Genomic DNA, 18,134 nt, shown 5'->3' on the forward strand with positions numbered 1-18,134 from the left:
AATGAAGAATATCAGGATAGGGATAATTTGTCCGTCAGATATCGCGTTTAGAAGGTTTCTTCCATCATTGACAGGAGAAAAAGATTTCACTTATGTTGGAGTGGCAGTTGCTGATAAGAGCGAGTGGAATGGCGATGTTGCTGATGAGGTAATCGCAAAAGAAATAAAAAAAGCAGAAAAATTTGCTGAAACTTATGGCGGTAACGTATATACTGGTTATAAAGCTTTAATTAAATCGAATGATATTGATGCTATTTACCTTCCTTTGCCTCCAGCATTGCATTATAAATGGGCAAAATTGGCATTGGAGGAAGGAAAGCATGTATTTGTAGAGAAACCGTCAACGGTTTCATATGAAACAAGCAAATTGCTTACCGCATTAGCGAAAGAAAAAAAATTAGCATTACATGAGAACTATATGTTCCAGTATCATTCTCAAATAACTGAAATTAAAAAGATGATTGAGAATGGAGAAATCGGAAAGGTTCATTCATATCATGCTAAATTTGGTTTCCCTATGAGAGCGCAAAATGATTTTCGCTACAATAAAGCGTTAGGCGGTGGAGCTTTGCTGGATGCAGGTGGCTACGTGATTAAACTAGCAACAAAACTTTTAGGGGAAAATCTTACAATGCTGGCAAGTACGATGAAAGAGTATAATGATATGAATGTAGATATGTATGGTTCCTACATGTTCAAAAATGAAAAAGAAGAAGTATTTGTTGGTGAATATGGTATGGATTGTGAATATCAATGTAGTTTATCTGTTTGGGGTAGTAAGGGGATTTTATCAACAGATAGAATTTTCACAGCTCCAGACAATCTAAAACCCATAGTTCAAGTTTTACATGACGGAGTAACAAATAAAATTGAATTGCAGGCAGATTCTCATTTTAAAAAGTCTATTCGTAAATTTTATGAAGCTGTAAATAATGAGATTATAAGGGAAAAAATTTACCAGGAAATTGAAAAGCAAGCAGAGCTAGTGGAAAGAGCAAGAATATTATCAGGAAGGTAAGGGAGCAAAATGATTAAATTTAATAAACCATCTATTACGGATAAAGAAAGGCAGAACGTTATTGAAGCAATGAATGGCAACAATATTTTATCAGGTGATGGAAAATTCACAATGCAGGTATATAAACAGTTTGAGGAGCGCTTTGGAATTAAAAATATGCTTTTGACTACTTCAGGAACTACTGCACTGGAAATGGCGTCTATTTTGATAAATCTGGAACCGGGAGATGAAGTAATTACGCCATCGTTTACATTTTCTTCTACTGTCAACGCATTTTTACTACGAGGGGCAAATCCGGTGTTCTGTGACATTCGAGAAGATACTTTCAATATTGATGAAAGATTGATAGAAGGACTGATTACTCCAAAAACTAAGGCAATTTATGCAGTTGATTATGCAGGTTTCCCATGTGAAATGGATTTGATTAATGAAATTGCAAATCGTCATGGATTGTTCGTTATAGAAGATGCTGCACAGGCTGTGGGATCCACATATAAAGGAAGATATGCAGGAACATTAAGTGAGTTTGGCTGCTTCAGTTTTCATGAAACAAAGAACTATGTCATGGGTGAAGGCGGCGGAATTGTTATCAATGAAGATAAATACATGGAGCGTGCTGAAATCATTAGAGAAAAAGGTACAAACCGCAGACAGGTTGTGCAGGGCTTGGTTGATAAGTATACATGGCATGATGTCGGGTCATCCTTCTTGCCAAGTGATATTTTAGCAGCGATTTTATCTGCACAAATGGATAGATATGATGAGATTATGGAAAAGCGTATGAATGTGTGGAATATCTACTATAATGGATTAAAAGAGCTTGAAGATCAAGGTGTCCTAAGACGTCCAGTATTACCACAAGATATTGAACATAATGCACATATGTTTTGTATTGTTTTACCAAGTGAAAATATTAGAACAAAATTAATCAATAAGCTTAGAGAAAAAAACATTGCAAGTTATATTTGTTATGTGGCACTACATTCATCACCATATGGATTAAAGCTAGGATATACACCGGATATGTTGCCGGTTACAGAGGATTTATCAAAACGAATCTTACGTCTTCCACTTTATGTTGATATGACTACAGAAGATGCTCAATTTGTGGTAGACGTTATTAAAGAAAACTTTAAGAGAGAAGGTATGCAATTATGAAAAAGGTTATTATTTTAGGCGCCGGTATATATCAAGTACCATTAATTAAATGTGCCAAGAGTCTTGGTTATTACACTATTGTTTGTAGCATTGAAGGAAATTATCCTGGATTTAAGTACGCAGATAAAGTCTATTACATCAATACGATTGATAAAGATGCAATACTTGAGGTTGCTATAGAAGAAAAAATCGATGGAATAGTGACAGCTGGAACAGATGTTGCTGTGAATACAATAGGTTATGTATGTGATAAATTAGGACTTAAAGGACTTTCAGCTAAAAGTGCAGAGATGGTTACTGATAAGAGTTTAATGAAGAAAGCATTTTTCAAAGGGGATGTTAGTACAGCTAAATATTTTGAAATAAAATCAAAAAAAGATTTGATTGATTCGTTTTCTGAGTTAACTTTCCCTTTGATTATAAAAGCTGTTGACTTATCTGGAAGCAGAGGTATAATCATTGTTGAAACGCATGATGAAGCATTGACTGCATTTGATAAAGTAATGAAAGTAACTCATAAAGATTATTGTATTGTTGAAGAATTTATTACTGGTGTAGAATTCGGAGCACAAGCATTTATGTATAATGGAAAAATGCAATTTGTGTTACCACATGGTGATTATGTTTTTCAAGCTGATACAGGCATTCCTATTGGGCACTTTGCTCCATATAACATGGGGGAGGATATCGTAAAGCAGGCAATAGATATCACAGAAAAAGCTGCAAAGGCATTAAATATAGATAATGCTGCAATGAATTGCGATTATATTTTGAAAGATAATAAAGTATATGTTATTGAAATTGGGGCTAGATCTGGTGCTACATGTTTAGCGGAGTTGGTAAGTATTTATTATGATGTGAATTATTATGAAATCATCTTAAAGGCAGCAGTAGGAGAGATACCAGATTTTTCAAAAGTAGGTGTTACTAAAGGTATACCAAATGCAAGTATGTTATTGTATACAGATTATGACGGCATTATAAAGAAGCAAGAAAATAATATTACTGAACAGGAAAATGTTGTAGATGTCTCTTTTGATTATCAGATAGGCGATGCTGTTCATGCATTTAAAAATGGCACACATAGAATTGGGCAGCTAATCGTAAAAGGTAGTACACTGGATGGCTGTGAAAAATTATTACATAAATGCTTAAATGAAATTGCTATTGAAGTGGAGTAGATTTTACAATATGATAGATGGTAAATTATATTCAATTGTGATACCTTGTTATAATTCAAGCAAAAGTATTTTAAAAGTTATTTCTACTACAATAGACGAATTACATAAAATCGGTATTGAACGGTATGAATTTGTTCTTGTTAATGATTGCTCACCTGATCAAGGTGAAACAATAAACATTTTGGAAAAACTTGCGAATGAACATGAATTTGTTAAGGTAATTGATTTAGCAAAAAATGCTGGACAGCATAACGCAACAATGGAAGGGTTGCGTTATGCTGCAGGTGATTTTATTATTAGTATGGATGATGATTTACAGACAGATCCTTCGCAAATTTTAAGGCTATTGGATGCAATGAACGAAAATAATCAAGACATCATATATGGTTATTATCCGAAGAAAAAACATAATGGTTTTCGCAATCTATTAAGTAAATTAAATTATGCCTCAGTTCGATTTTTGATAGGTAAGCCGAAAGGGCTTGAGACAAGCAGCTTCTGGATAATAAAGAAATTTGTGCGCGATTATGTGATTCAATATAATAATGCCTTTCCTTATCTTCAAGGACTATTTTTAAGAACAACTGATAATATAGGATGCATAGCAATCGAGCATCGAAAGCGAGAATTTGGAGACTCTAATTATACTTTAAAAAAATTATTCAAATTATGGACTAATATACTTGGATTTTCAATAAAACCATTAAGATTGGCCATGTATATGGGAAGTGTTATTGCATGTTTAAGTATTATAGCAATTATCTGTATAATAGCTATAAAGATTACAAATACTAATGTTGCTGCAGGATGGCCGTCTGTAATGGTTGTGGTTTGTTTCTTTTTTGGGTTGATTTTATTTTTCTTAGGATTGATTGGTGAATATATAGGACGAATTTATCTTGCAATCAATGCTGATCCTCCAAGTGTTATACGAAATTTATATAATATAGAATCTAATGAATAATAGATAAATCCAAATGTTAATTTATATTTTATTTTATTCAAAGATAAAGGTTAAATTTTCTATTATCATTTATTTTGTTTTATTCCAAGAGAAATGATACTAATAAAGTATTATCAAAAATTAAAATCTAAGAATGATTGCTTTTATTGCAAGAAATTTTATTTTATTCTTCAATATAAAGATACTAATCGTAAGGTCTCTTTAAGGCACATCATATCATTGATAAATAGCATGAATATTAAGTCTGTAAATAATAAACTATAAAGTGATTTTCCACTAAGAGAAAGAAAGGGATATAATTAATTGCTTTAGAAAAAGGTGATTATATTATACTAGGGGAAACTAAATGAGATTAAACAAATGTTTTAGGAAAAGAAAGCATATATATATTTGTATGATGGTTGTTTTTGGTATATTTGTTTTTAACAATTTATATCATGGTACTTTTGCAAAGGAAAATAACGGGTTTATTACGGAAAATTCAAATACTTATTATTATCAAAATGGTGAAAAGAAAAAAGGCTTTATTCAAATTAAAGGTTCTAAATATTATTTTGATGAAAAGACAGGTATAATGAAGAAAGGTTACACTACGATAAATGGAAAGAAATACCTATTTGATGAAAAGACAGGTAAAATGTTGACTGGAATCAGAGTTGTAAATAAAGGTACTCAATATGAAACGAAATATAAATTCATGCCAGAGGGAGATGTTTTTAAGAAAGGTTTATATAAAGAACCAACAAGTGGGAGCTATTACTATTTTAATAAAACAACAGGAGCAGCACATAAAGGAAATCTAGTTGATGAATATGGAAGAAGATTTATTTTTGATAATAAAACTGGAGTTATGCTAACTGGTTTACGTAAATTAAATAATTATACATATTATTATAAAGAAACCGGAGATGTATACAAAGGTGGTATAAAAACGATCAATGGCTCTAAGTATTATTTTGATAAAAAAACTGGCATAATGAAAAAGGGCTATCTTAATGTTGAGGGAGTTAAATATTATTTAGACAAAGATACAGGTGTTCTGCAGAATGGTCTACACACAGTGAATGCAGGTACTGAAAGTCAAGCTACTTATTATTTCCTAAAAAATGGAGATGTATTCCGTGGAGGGATAATCAATGTTGATGGGAAGCGTTATTATTTTGATGATAAAACGGGAGCAGTACGAAAAGGTTACATTAAAACGGTAAATAAGAAACATTATTATGCAAATCCCGAAACTGGTGTTTTGATTAATGGTATGAAAAGGATAAATGATAATACTGTTTATTATTTTACTGCATCAGGAACTTTGAAAACAGGATTATTGAATATAGGAAACGATACCTTTTATTTTAATCCAAGTACAGGAAATATGCAGACAGGAATGCAGATTTTGAATGTATCGGGAGTAGATAAGAAATATTGGTTTGATAGAACAAGCGGGAAGGCGTTTACAGGAGTTCAATATGTAGAGAATTTAGAAAGAAATTATTATTTTGATCCAAAAGTATCTTCAGGACTTCGCACAGGATTACAAAAATATAATAGCGAAACTTATTATTTCGATGAGTATGGAGTAGGACATAACCAATTACAATCTATTGATCGTAATCTATATTATTTTGATAAAAATACATATGTTATGAAGAAAAACTATGATATCTCTATTGAACAGCTTGTTGGAAATAATACAAGCGTATCGGGTATCACTTTCAGTGCTGGAAATGATGGAAAGGTCACTATAAACAAAGATGAAGAATTGAATACAAGGTCTAAAATCATTTATAATGGACTTCTTAAATTAGGACAGCCATATGCTTATACAGATGATCAAGAAGGTTTTAATTGTTCAAGTTTTGTATACTACAGTTATCAAGAGGCAGGTCTTGAAACATTTGGTAATGGAACAGGTAATTCAAATTCATGGAAGACATATACTATGGCACCTTATGTATATGATCATTATCAGGTATTTAGCGAGCAGGAAAAGTTAAAGCCTGGTGATTTAATTTTCTGGTCAAAAGAAAATTGTGGAAATTCGCTTGTTGATGAAAATGGAAAGTGTCTGCATAGATTTATTCGAGATAAAAAAGAATACCATGTACATCATGTAGGTATTTATTTAGGCAATGGACAGGTTTTGGAGTCATACGAGCCTAAAGATGCAGTTATTATACAAGATTTAAAGATAACTTCTCCTGAGGAAAATGAAAACTATTATTTTAGTTATTTTGCCGATGCTATAGATAGTTAATGGAAGAGGTCTATGAAAATGAAGAAGTTTGAAAAAAGAAAAAAAAAATTAGAGGATTTATCAAAGAAACCATTATTTTGGATGTTTGTCATAAATCTAATACTAATTGTATATTGTCTTGTTTTAAATACTCCTTATAATGAAACAAATGATGATACAGGAATGCGAGCTCTTGCATCAGGTTCCTATGGAGATAGCGGTGGGTATCTTGTTTTTATTAATATAATTATAGGGAAATTTTTAACAGTACTGTATGCAGTATTACCTAATATAAATTGGTATACTACGTTTGAGATTTTAATAGTTTTGATTAGTTTTACTTTACTTGGAATCTTGTTAATAGATAAGCTTGGTAGTAAATATGGATTTTCTGCTTATTTATTAATGGTAGGGATTTTCTATTCAGAATTTCTGCCAGTATTACAATTCACTCGTATTTCAATTATGATTGGGATTATAGGTTATTTGTATATTTTCAATTATTTACTTTATAAAGAGAAGAAGTGGCATTTATTAGTAGGCTTTCTTAGTGTTTGGATGTGTTTATTGATTCGACAAAGTTCATTTAATATTGTAACACTTTATGCTGCAGTAATAGGCGCTTGTCTTTTGTTATTAGATAAGTGTTTGAGTTTAAGTAAAATGAAATCCTATGTTGTATGCTTTTCCGTTTTGTTTGCAGTATCTATCGCATTTGTTGCGATAGATACTGTTGCTTATACATCTAATCATGAATGGAAAGAGTACAAAGAATTTACTAAATTAAGATCAAAACTTGCAGATTATGGATTTCCTCTTTATGAAGAAAATAGAGATACATATGAAAAAATGGGTATTGATAGGAATGATTATCAATTATATTCGTCAGGAATCTTGTTATATGAAGACACTTTGAATATTGATCAAATGAAAGAACTGACGGAAATAAAAGAGAAAGAACCCATGGAAGTATCAAAGCGTGATCTTGTTAAAACAATGCTTTATGATGTAATAATAGAACCGTATTTCATGGTGTTTATAGGTGGAACTTTTTTATTTTTCTTGATAAATAAAAAAAGTAAATATTGGATACTGTATATTGCTAATTTTCTTTTATATATAGGATTGTTTACTTATTTTTATTGTATTGGTCGAGTTGTTGCTAGAGTAATGATTCCCACAACTTTTATGTTTGCTCTAACTGCTGTATATTGTTTTGATAAAAATTATATCAAAACAATAAGAATAAATAAAACATTATGTGTAACTAGTGTTCTTGTGTTCATTTTGATGTTCCATGGCTTTTTTCAAAAGAGCTTAACAACAGCTAAAGAAAATGAAATTAAAGCTGATGAGTTATTTGATGCGATGGAAGATAAGAGCAAAATTTATTTTGCGGATTTTTCAACATATCGATTCAATTATAAATATTTTGATGCTTATCATGATTTTGGAAAAGATTATTTTTCTAATCAAATAAACACAGGAGGATGGTTATCAAGGACACCCACTATAGACAGAGGGATGGAACAGTTAGGAATAAGTAATTTATCATCGCTTTTAACTAAAGATAATACATATCTTTATACTAGTTATAATGAAGATTTGTATAGAAATTTTTTAGAATCACATTATACTGATAAGAGTGTATCATATTCTATTGTAGATTATTTTGATACATTTAAAATAATAAAATATACAACACCTAAAAAAAATGTAAAATTTAGTGACTCATTCACTTCAAAATTAGTTAATCATGTTAAATATAACGAGAAATATGATGCAGTTACTTTTTCTATTAAAACAGACATTGATTTGACAGGAAAAAAAGCATATATTAATTATGTTGATAAGAAAAGCAAGAATTTAAGGAGTTTTGTAATTGAAGGTGAATATATCAAACAAGGAGAGAATAACTTTGATATTAAAGCTATTATTCCAAAGAAGGATGTTCTAAATAAGGGGGATTTTTATCCAGTATTTGAAATAAAAAGCGGAAAGTATATTGCTAATAGTAAAGAGTTATCTGATTATGAAAAAAGGAAGTGATATTAAATGAACAAGGTCAAAATATCAAATATTATAACAATTCAAGCATTGGTGTTACTTTATTCATTAGTTAGTGTTTTATCAAAGATAGCCTCAAGACAACTTGGTGATCATGGTTTATTTTCATGGCAGCTTATATCTATTATATCTATTATGGGTGTAGCCTTAATGGTATATGCGTTTTTTTGGCAAAAAATATTAAAGAAATTTGATTTGTCGATTGCTTATGTAAATAAAGGAATGCTACTCTTCTGGTCGCTTCTTTGGTCAGTCTTTTTATTTAATGAAAAAATAACATTATGGAACATAGTTGGTACAATTGTAATCATTTTAGGTATATTGGTGGTGTCAACAGATGAATAATATATATGTATGGATCATGCTTTGTTCATCATTTTTAGCAGCTTTATCACAAATTCTGTTAAAGAAGAGTGCAACAAAAAAGTATAAAAATTTAATATTTGAATATTTAAATTTACTAGTTATTTCAGGTTATGCAATTTTGTTAACTACAATGCTCATTAACATATATGCATATATGGGAATTGACTATAAGCTAGGACCAGTTTTAACTTCAACAAATTATATTTTCGTTTTGATTTTGAGTAAATTAATGTTAAATGAAAAAATAACGATTAGAAAATTTATTGGTATTGCTTCAATCGTTATTGGTATCCTACTGTTCAACTTATAGATGAGAATAATTGAATGTGATTTTATTAATTATTTATTTCTACTATTAAAAAAAAAGGCAAAATAGATTATATATTAGCTAAATTTTAACCAATATAATATTCTTTCTTCGCTATGAGAAGTATTTTAATGTTGATTTTCAGGATTTTAAGCTTTTCCGTTCTTGCATTTATTTAAATAGTGACAATTAAAATAAAAAGTATTAATTTTGATATTGGTATTTTATTTAATGAATCTCAATAGATGATGGTATACTGGAGAATTGATGAAGGGATATTTAGAACAACTAACGGGAAAGAGCTAGTAAAATTGGATAATTAACAACAGGCTTTCAGGAAATAATTATTACTTGCATGTGCTGGGGTTTGAATCTAAGGGAGGCGTAATCTGAATAAAAGACGATAGATGCTATTTTGATAAATTCACAGGAGAATTACGTTAAATATTATATTAGTATAGGAAAGTCTATTACTAGAGTACTATACTATTATAATTTTGTCTCAAGATTAAAATAAATGATAGAGGTAAAGAATAATGAATATTAGATTAGAGAAAGATTCTTTAGGGAAGGTAGAAGTACCTAGAGATGCTTTGTATGGTGCACAAACTGTACGTGCGATGAAAAATTTCAATATAACGAATAGACTCATAAATCCTCTTATGATTCATATTATGGGGATGGTTAAAAAATCAAGCGCTGAAGCTAATTTTAAATGTGGAATTTTAGATGTGAGAAAAAGAATTTATATTATTAAAGCATGTGATGAAGTAATTTCTGGAAAATTGGATTCAGAGTTTTTAACGGATCCTATCCAAGGAGGTGCTGGAACGTCCTTTAATATGAATATGAATGAAGTAATTGCTAATAGGGCTGCACAAATAGCGGGAAAGCCTATTGGCATATATGATTATATACATCCTAATGATCACGTAAATATGAGTCAGTCTACAAATGATGTTTTTCCAACTGCAGGGCGCATAACATCTTTATATCTAGTAAATGAACTGTTAGAAGAGCTTCTTTTATTACAAGAAGCATTTTTAATAAAAAGTAAAGAGTTTGATGATGTTATTAAACCAGGCCGTACTCATCTACAAGATGCGGTTCCAATTCGTATGGGACAGGAATTCCATGCTTATGCGACTTCATTATTGAGAGATATAAATAGGATTAAGAATGCTTTTAGTGTTCTGAAAAGTATAAATATAGGAGCTACAGCCATAGGAACCAGCTTAAATGCTGATAAAAACTATATAAAGCATTTTTTGTCCTCTATAAAAGAGCAGACAGGTCTTGAACTTGTGAGTATGGATGATTTAATAGATGGAACTAGAAATGTTGATGTTTTTGTATATGCGAGTAGTTCATTGAAAACTCTTGCCATAAATCTTTCTAAAATTTGTAATGATATTAGATTAATGACATCTGGTCCAAAAACGGGATTCGGTGAAATCATACTGCCTGCACGTCAGCCAGGTTCCTCTATTATGCCAGGTAAAGTAAATCCTGTGATTCCAGAAGTTGTTAATCAAGTCTGTTTTCAAGTTGAAGGAAATGATTTGACGATTGGCAGAGCGGCAGAAGCTGGTCAACTTGAGTTAAATGTGTTTGAACCTGTTTTATTCCACAATCTTTTTGAATCATTAGAAATATTGACAAATGCATGCTTTAGTTTACGAAAGTACGCAATACTCAATATGCGTTCTAATAAAGAGCATTGTAAGGATTTAGTTGATCAATCTTTATGCACTATAACAGTATTAGCTCCACATATCGGTTATGATAAAGCTTCAGAGATAGCAAAAAAATCACTACTTGAAAATAAAACTATAGAATGTATTATGAAAGAACAAAATTTGTTGAGCAAAGAGCAGTTACAAAGTTTATTGGATGCTTATAGTATGACATAAGAAAGAATATTAAGTATATTGTTAGATTTTCACTAATTAGGATAAGTTATTGAAAAATTACAAAATCGTAATATAATGAGGATATACAAAATCGAAATGAACATTTATAATAAATCTATCAATGTTGAGGAGGCTACCATGGCAAAAAAAAATAAGAGAATACTTTGGAGAAGGGTTGAGTTTTATCTAATGCTTCTCTATGCATTGTTAACCCTAGGCTTTGTTATCCAATTTTTTACTGTAAAGATTATACCGATAAAAATTAATATGGCGGTTATTATAATATTGGCTTTACTTTTTTTAGGTCTTTATTTTTTGCAATTTGGCCGAAAAGTCAATAAAATAAATCGAACTTTAGGAAAGGTACTAATAGTATTATTGAGTGTTTTTCTTGCAATTGGTAATTGGTATTTATTTAAGACAGGTTCAGCTTTTTCGAGAATGACCGGAGAAGATACTCAAACATCTGTTATTTCTGTGATTGTTATGAAAGAAAGTAAGGCACAAAGTATTAATGATTTGAAAAATAGCAAATTTGGGCTTACAGAAACAGGCAATCAAGACATAATGGAAAAAGGTCTTAAGGATATAAAAAAGGATGTTGAACAGGACATCAGCACTGTTAGTTACAAATCGTATAAAAATATTGCTGAAGATTTGTATAATGGAAATATTGATGCAATCATTATAGATGAGGCAACAAGAAGTCTTTTCGAAGAAAATCATAAGAATTTTGATAATGAAACCAGAATTATTAAGAGTTATAAATATAAAACATCAACAAAAGATATTAGTAAAAATGTTGATGTAACATCAGATTCATTTAATGTTTATATAACAGGTATCGATACATATGGCGGAATATCCACGGTATCTAGATCTGATGTAAATATGATTGCAACAATAAATCCAAAGACGCATCAAATATTATTAACAAGTATACCTCGGGATTACTATATACCGCAGCCATGTCAAAACAATCAAAAAGATAAGTTAACTCATACCGGTATCTTTGGCGTTGAGTGCACCATCGAGACTGTTGAGAATTACTTTGACATTGATATAAATTATTATTTAAGAGTGAATTTCTCTAGTGTAGTCAATATCGTTGATTCACTGGGTGGAATTCAAATCAATAATCCTGTAGCATTTGATGCGAGCGATGGTTCTTATTCTTATCCTGCTGGGGATATCTCTTTAGACGGTGCACAGGCTTTACGATTTGTGAGAGAGCGTTATAATCTTGCTGATGGAGATAGAGATAGAGGAAAGAATCAGATGAGAGTTATCTCAGGTATAATTAATAAAGCAATTTCTCCATCAATAATTACAAATTATACTAGTATTTTAGATGCTGTAAGTGGAAGTTTTCAAACGAATATGAGTAATAGTGAAATGGCTTCCATTATAAAAATGCAAATAAACGAAATGAGTGGCTGGGATATTGAACAGTTAGCTGTAAACGGCAGTGGTAATGCTAGTGCATGGTCACCTGCTAATGGATTTAATTCATGGGTCATGGAACCTAATGTTGAAACAGTTAAACGTGCAGTTGAAGTTATAAAAAAAGTAGAGAAAGGTGAAGATGTAAAAGAACTAGTAAAGAAAGTGAGTGCAGAGAATACAGCGAATGAATAAGTATACATACTTAAGGAAGGATATATTGTAGATCTCTGAATTAACGTTAGGGTTTAAAAAACGCTCTAAATAAATGCAGGGTTTTAAGATGATTGAAATAGGCTCTAAAGTATTATAGGATTTAAAAAAGGTAGTGAAAAATGTTACAGTATGAGCATACACTGCCTTTTATAATGTCAAATAACATCTTATGATAAAGACCATTTCGTAAGCAATCTAAAAAACACACATTACCAGAAAGAAAAAGATATGTGATAATAAGCATGTAGAAAAGGTAGATGTAAAAATGACAAGAGAAGAGTCTGGATACCATCATAAAGCAGTTCATCAAAAGAGAATCTACAGAGTCCGTAAATGATTTCTGCCAAAAACATAATGTAGGTGTAGCGGAACTACAGGCACATTACAAACAGAGCAGACAGGATTCTGTCGGAGCAGTAGTCGAGGTCAAATCGCAGAAAAGGAAACAGCCGTTCCTTCAACTTGAGGTCAATGGCGTATGTATCAAAGTTACACCAGATACGGATAAGGAGATTCTGAAAGATATCCTTACACTCCTGCGCTAATGCTAATCGATATCGAACATGTAGAGCATTTCTACATCATATGTGGTAGTACAGATTTCAGGAAAGGGAAAAATTATACTACATACCAGACTATTTTGCCATTAAATTTCGATCTTTCTTTTCAAAAAGACATAGCACATGACGATATTTCACGTACTGTTCTTGAAATCACAGGAGGTATAAATCTAAACAAATATATTGATTTCACTACAGAAATACTCATGGCTATAATGGCATTTACATGTTTAATACCGTTATCCTTGCATGGGCACTATTCGGTTATGCTTCCACAAGAAAACTGAAAGAACTATGCAGAAATGATATTCGTTTCATGTTCCTTATGAATCATTATAAGCTCAGTCATCAGGCTTTCCACCGTTTCATCCATGATGATTTGAAGATGCCGATAGATAAGATATTCACTGAAATCAACAAATACATTGAAAGGCATGATTCTGTAGATACATCTATGTTGTATCTTGACGGCACCAAATTTGAAGCCTATGCAAATAAAATGACGTTTGTATGGAAAAAGGCCACAACAAAATATAGGGAACGATGCTGGAAGAAAACAATGAAATGTATCCAGCGTCTGAACTACTATATTAAAAAACACCTTGGATTATGAATGGTTTTCTCAGCATACCATGAGATCAGACTTGACTATCTGATTGATGTCTGTGACTGGATTGAACAATATATGGGTACGCATGGGATAGACTTCAAACATGGAAAGGGACAAAGAAAGCATGAAATTCAAAGATTTTATGATGAACTAAAGGAATATGCGTTGAAAATGTATAAATGTACGCTCCATCTGGATATACTGGAAAAACGCAATAGTTTCTCTAAGACAGATCCTGATGCGACATTCATGCATATGAAATATGATTATTATAACAATGCCGGAGTATTTAAGCCGTGATATAATGTGCAGATGGGAGTAAGCAGCGAATATATCAGGCACATCTATATCAGTTCAGATGCGAATGATACGAAAACCTATATACCCTTCATGAACGAATATTATGAAGCATACAAAATATATTCAAAAATCGTAGATACAGATGCCGGATATGGCAGCTATGATAATTATGGTTATAACAGTATCCACAGCATTAAGCAATATTTGAAATATTCTGGATATTAGAAAGAAAAGGAGAAGAAAACTAAGAAGAACCAGTTCAAGAGTTTAAGATGAAAGAGAATGAAAATGGAGAGATCATGTGTTCGAGTGGTCATACCTTTACACTGGTATCATCAAGACTTGACCATAGAAGCATGTATCCGAGGACAAATCAAAAATACGTGAATGAGCACTGTACAGGCTGCCTTCTCAGATCAAATGTACAAAACCAAGCAAGGCAGGAGATTGAATAGAAGCCGGGATGTGGAAAAATACCATAAAGGGGTGCGGGATAATATCGAAAGTGAAGAAGGAAAGAAGATCATTGCACAGAGAAGCATCCAGGCGGAGGGAGTGTTTGCGAATCTGAAACAAGACTATGGTATTGATTGCCATATAATCTGGGAGAGAAAAGTCTAATTAAATAAGGCTAAAAATGGTACTCATTTAAAGAAAGTCAAATTATTTACCTCTTTAACGTTAAATTGTTTGAAGAAAAAAAGCAGGAGTAATTCCCGCTAAAATGGTAATGATATTGAATTTCATCATTAACCTTAATAATATCGAGAGATTCAATGAGATTCCTTAGTAAATCTATGATAAAATCATACATAGGTTCCTTTTTATGTATTTAATTTCGGCAAAGATAGAATAGCATATAGAGATTTTTTAGGTTCATGCACAAGTTTAATATAAAAAACTACAACGCAGAAGTTTAAAGCACTTCTACAACCACGCAGCTATTTAAAGAGCCAGATTTCGTTAATAGTTTAGCTTATTATATAGTTTCTTTTTAGAAAGACTTTATCCTATGTGAATCAGATTGAGATAGCGGTTCATTTAAAAAAAATTTACATTTCACGTAAAAGAGTTTATACTAAAAGAAATGAAAGAAGGAGAAGTATGTAAGTATGAAAACAGGGAAAAAAATACTCATTTTATTGTTGACTTTATCTATGGTACAGTTTGATTTTAGTGTGATAAATGCCAGTGATACTGAATCAGTCGGAGAAGATACCAGTGATGATTTTGATTCTGTAATGCGTGATACTGAAGATAATGGTTTTGATCATATCAAAGATATAAATCCATATTTACGTGAAGTTTATAGTAATCTCAATAGATCAGCAGAATATGTCCTTTTTAATTTAGATACAAATGCAAAAAAAACTGCGACGAAACGGCAAGGGAATAATTTTTATGTAAATGGGAAATGGATATCCAAAGGCGATTTATTTGCTATGGAGTTAATTAATACCAGTGGACAAAAAATTACTACAAGGAAAACCTATAAATTATATTCAGAAGCATTAACAGTTAGCAAATACGATACAGGAAAAAAACTAGCACCTGGCACATATTCAATCTTAAAGAAATCATTAGATACATATTATGTGTCCAATGGAAGCAATAGTGGCTGGATTATGGTAGGTGTGGGAGAGGTCACAGTGAATGGCACACGACAATATTTATCTGTTGATAATGTTGGTGGTGTAAAGGTTAATAAAAAAATCATTGCAAAAAGCATGAATATTCGACCTGCATATGGAATGAAACCGAAATATGTTACTATACATAATACAGGTAATACGGCATCAGGTTCAACAGCAAAAGCACATGCTGATTTACAATATAATCGTTCTGCACGAAATGACGAAGTCACAACATCATGGCATTTCACTGTTGATAATAAAGAAATATGGCAAAGCGTACCTATGAATGAAGTAGCATATCATGCTGGTGACGGTTATGGTATGGGAAATGATTCTACTATTGCCATTGAAATATGCGAAAATAAAGATGGTAATTATGCTCAGGCAGAAAAAAATGCCGTAAAACTTACGGCTCGTATTCTTTATGACAATGGGCTTCCTGCAACAGCAATAAAAATGCATAAAGACTGGTCAGGGAAAAATTGTCCGCAAAATATGATTGAATTAACAAAAGGTTCTATGGGCTGGACAGCTTTTAAAAAAGCTGTTGAGAATGAATATAACAGAATTGCAACACCAGTTAAATTATCTGTATCTAGTAAATCATTGATAGTAGGACAATCTTTTTCATTAAAAGCAACAGGAGCTACGTCATTCGCTTGGTCTTCAAGTAATGCAGCTGTTGCATCAGTAGACCAAACCGGTAAAGTGACAGCGAAAAAAACTGGAGATGCAGTAATCACCGTGAAAGCTGGAAATGGCAAATCAGCAATATCGAAAATCCATGTCGATCCTATTACTGTCAAAATGCAAGCATCAGAGGTTACTGTTTATACTGGAATTAAATATCAGCTAAAAGCCAGTACGAATAATGGACAGGCTGTAAGTAAATGGAGCTCAAGCAATACAGCTATTGCCGAAATAGATAATAACGGGATCATTAATGGTAAAAAAGCAGGATCTGTTATAATAACAGCTACAACTTTGAATAATAGTGCAAAGGCTTCAATGAAAGTAAACGTAGTTAATCCTTATGTAAAATTGAATACAAATACATTATTAGTTTATGAAGGCTATACGGGAACTTTAAAAGCTACGACAGGACCAGCAAATCAAAAGGTCGTATGGAGTAGTAGTAATAATTCAATTGCTACTGTGAATTCAACTGGAATAGTAACTGGTATAAAAGCAGGTAGTGCTACAATTACAGCAACATATAATGGTAAAAAAGCGAGTTGCAAAATCACTGTTGTAAAGCCTTCATTCACCTTAAACAGTTCAGCTATTTCTATTTATAAAGGTTATGGCACTAGTTTAACAGCTACAACAAAGCCTGCTGATCAAAAAGTCACATGGAGCAGTAGTAACACTGCTATAGCTACGGTCAGTTCAGCTGGTTATGTAAAAGGTATTAAAGCAGGTACGGCGATAATTACAGCAAATTTCAAGGGAATGAAAAAAACGGTTAGAGTAACTGTGTCAAATCCTACCCTTACTCTTAATAAGAGCACCCTTAGTGTTTATAAAAATTACGGATACACATTAAAGGCTACAACGAAACCAGGAAGTCAGAAAGTTACATGGTCTAGTAGTAATCGTGCAATTGCAAGCGTTGATTCTAAGGGATATGTAAAAGGCAAAAAAGCTGGGACAGTAACAATAACTGCAAATTTCAATGGAATTAAAAGAACTTGCAAAGTAACTGTGAAAAATACATCAATTAAAGTGCCCAAAACTGCTACGGCCTATAAGGGCGTAGCACATACATTAAAAGCTACAACAACACCTGCAAATGGTAAAGTCACTTGGAGCAGTAGTAATAAGAGCCTTGCTACCGTAAGCAGCAAGGGAGTAATAACAGGAAAGAAAACAGGGAAAGTTACGATTTATGCTACATTTAATGGTAAGCGAGTCAGTTGTAAAGTAACGATAAAGAAGCCAAGTTTAAGTGTTAGCAAAAGCAGTATCACAATATCTAGGAAAAAATCTTATTCACTGACTGCCAAGGCAGTACCTAACAAAAAGGTAACTTGGTCTTCTTCGAATAAGAATATCGCTACCGTTACAAGCAATGGTAAAGTTACAGGAAAAAAGAAAGGAACAGTTTATATTTATGCTAAGGCTAATGGCCTTTCCAAAAAAATAAAAGTTACAGTGAAATAAA

General features: G+C 31.8%; 14 protein-coding genes. All 14 read left to right on the top strand.

Translation table 11 applies throughout. The features are described 5' to 3' along the window. The first annotated feature begins 1 nt into the window (after nt 1). The 14 genes from GKZ87_01790 to GKZ87_01855 all read left to right on the top strand — a co-directional run bounded on the left by GKZ87_01790 (nt 2) and on the right by GKZ87_01855 (nt 18,133). On the top strand, nt 2–1,018 hold the full coding sequence (locus GKZ87_01790; GenBank protein ID QSI24321.1) for a gfo/Idh/MocA family oxidoreductase: 1,017 nt from the start codon (nt 2–4) through the stop codon (nt 1,016–1,018). 9 nt (nt 1,019–1,027) lie between these two features. Continuing rightward, nucleotides 1,028–2,176 (top strand): dTDP-4-amino-4,6-dideoxygalactose transaminase, encoded by a 1,149-nt coding sequence (gene rffA, locus GKZ87_01795; protein QSI24322.1) that lies wholly within the window; start codon nt 1,028–1,030, stop codon nt 2,174–2,176. Continuing rightward, nucleotides 2,173–3,357 carry an ATP-grasp domain-containing protein gene (locus tag GKZ87_01800; GenBank protein ID QSI24323.1) on the top strand — a complete coding sequence of 395 codons (1,185 nt, stop codon included), beginning with the start codon at nt 2,173–2,175 and terminating at the stop codon, nt 3,355–3,357. Before rffA ends, GKZ87_01800 begins: the two co-directional genes overlap by 4 nt. Continuing rightward, the gene (locus tag GKZ87_01805; GenBank protein ID QSI24324.1) at nt 3,332–4,321 is read left to right on the top strand and encodes a glycosyltransferase; all 990 of its coding nucleotides are present in this window, start codon (nt 3,332–3,334) and stop codon (nt 4,319–4,321) included. Before GKZ87_01800 ends, GKZ87_01805 begins: the two co-directional genes overlap by 26 nt. 346 nt (nt 4,322–4,667) lie before the next feature. Further along, nucleotides 4,668–6,575 carry a hypothetical protein gene (locus tag GKZ87_01810; GenBank protein ID QSI24325.1) on the top strand — a complete coding sequence of 636 codons (1,908 nt, stop codon included), beginning with the start codon at nt 4,668–4,670 and terminating at the stop codon, nt 6,573–6,575. A gap of 18 nt (nt 6,576–6,593) precedes the next feature. Next, nucleotides 6,594–8,603: a hypothetical protein gene (locus tag GKZ87_01815; protein ID QSI24326.1), complete on the top strand. Its 2,010-nt coding sequence runs from the start codon at nt 6,594–6,596 to the stop codon at nt 8,601–8,603. A gap of 6 nt (nt 8,604–8,609) precedes the next feature. Further along, complete coding sequence (locus tag GKZ87_01820) at nt 8,610–8,966, top strand: hypothetical protein (protein QSI24327.1); 357 nt, start codon at nt 8,610–8,612, stop codon at nt 8,964–8,966. Further along, on the top strand, nt 8,959–9,297 hold the full coding sequence (locus GKZ87_01825) for a multidrug ABC transporter (GenBank protein QSI24328.1): 339 nt from the start codon (nt 8,959–8,961) through the stop codon (nt 9,295–9,297). The genes GKZ87_01820 and GKZ87_01825 overlap by 8 nt, the downstream gene beginning before the upstream one ends. A 533-nt stretch (nt 9,298–9,830) precedes the next feature. Then, nucleotides 9,831–11,207, top strand: coding sequence for an aspartate ammonia-lyase (locus GKZ87_01830; GenBank protein QSI24329.1), 1,377 nt, complete (start codon nt 9,831–9,833; stop codon nt 11,205–11,207). 138 nt (nt 11,208–11,345) lie between these two features. Then, entirely contained in the window at nt 11,346–12,845 is a 1,500-nt protein-coding gene (locus GKZ87_01835) for a LytR family transcriptional regulator (protein ID QSI24330.1), read from the top strand. Between the two features lie 807 nt (nt 12,846–13,652). After that, nucleotides 13,653–14,039 (top strand): transposase, encoded by a 387-nt coding sequence (locus GKZ87_01840; protein QSI24331.1) that lies wholly within the window; start codon nt 13,653–13,655, stop codon nt 14,037–14,039. Continuing rightward, the gene (locus tag GKZ87_01845) at nt 14,040–14,336 is read left to right on the top strand and encodes a hypothetical protein (GenBank protein ID QSI24332.1); all 297 of its coding nucleotides are present in this window, start codon (nt 14,040–14,042) and stop codon (nt 14,334–14,336) included. Nucleotides 14,337–14,723: 387 nt separating this feature from the next. Continuing rightward, the gene (locus GKZ87_01850; protein ID QSI24333.1) at nt 14,724–14,957 is read left to right on the top strand and encodes a hypothetical protein; all 234 of its coding nucleotides are present in this window, start codon (nt 14,724–14,726) and stop codon (nt 14,955–14,957) included. Between the two features lie 491 nt (nt 14,958–15,448). Further along, entirely contained in the window at nt 15,449–18,133 is a 2,685-nt protein-coding gene (locus GKZ87_01855) for an N-acetylmuramoyl-L-alanine amidase (GenBank protein QSI24334.1), read from the top strand. Nucleotide 18,134: the final 1 nt, after the last annotated feature.

The organism is Erysipelotrichaceae bacterium 66202529 (assembly GCA_017161075.1).
GTDB lineage: Bacteria > Bacillota_I > Bacilli_A > Erysipelotrichales > Erysipelotrichaceae > Clostridium_AQ.

Bases quoted from the DNA above. Each gene is read 5' to 3' on its own strand.
- GKZ87_01825 (QSI24328.1), top strand. From the start codon at position 8,959: ATGAATAATATATATGTATGGATCATGCTTTGTTCATCATTTTTAGCA.
- GKZ87_01805 (QSI24324.1), top strand. From the start codon at position 3,332: ATGAAATTGCTATTGAAGTGGAGTAGATTTTACAATATGATAGATGGT.
- GKZ87_01800 (QSI24323.1), top strand. From the start codon at position 2,173: ATGAAAAAGGTTATTATTTTAGGCGCCGGTATATATCAAGTACCATTA.
- GKZ87_01830 (QSI24329.1), top strand. From the start codon at position 9,831: ATGAATATTAGATTAGAGAAAGATTCTTTAGGGAAGGTAGAAGTACCT.
- GKZ87_01810 (QSI24325.1), top strand. From the start codon at position 4,668: ATGAGATTAAACAAATGTTTTAGGAAAAGAAAGCATATATATATTTGT.
- GKZ87_01845 (QSI24332.1), top strand. From the start codon at position 14,040: ATGGTTTTCTCAGCATACCATGAGATCAGACTTGACTATCTGATTGAT.
- GKZ87_01815 (QSI24326.1), top strand. From the start codon at position 6,594: ATGAAGAAGTTTGAAAAAAGAAAAAAAAAATTAGAGGATTTATCAAAG.
- GKZ87_01820 (QSI24327.1), top strand. From the start codon at position 8,610: ATGAACAAGGTCAAAATATCAAATATTATAACAATTCAAGCATTGGTG.
- GKZ87_01850 (QSI24333.1), top strand. From the start codon at position 14,724: ATGAGCACTGTACAGGCTGCCTTCTCAGATCAAATGTACAAAACCAAG.
- rffA (QSI24322.1), top strand. From the start codon at position 1,028: ATGATTAAATTTAATAAACCATCTATTACGGATAAAGAAAGGCAGAAC.
- GKZ87_01790 (QSI24321.1), top strand. From the start codon at position 2: ATGAAGAATATCAGGATAGGGATAATTTGTCCGTCAGATATCGCGTTT.
- GKZ87_01840 (QSI24331.1), top strand. From the start codon at position 13,653: ATGTTTAATACCGTTATCCTTGCATGGGCACTATTCGGTTATGCTTCC.
- GKZ87_01835 (QSI24330.1), top strand. From the start codon at position 11,346: ATGGCAAAAAAAAATAAGAGAATACTTTGGAGAAGGGTTGAGTTTTAT.
- GKZ87_01855 (QSI24334.1), top strand. From the start codon at position 15,449: ATGAAAACAGGGAAAAAAATACTCATTTTATTGTTGACTTTATCTATG.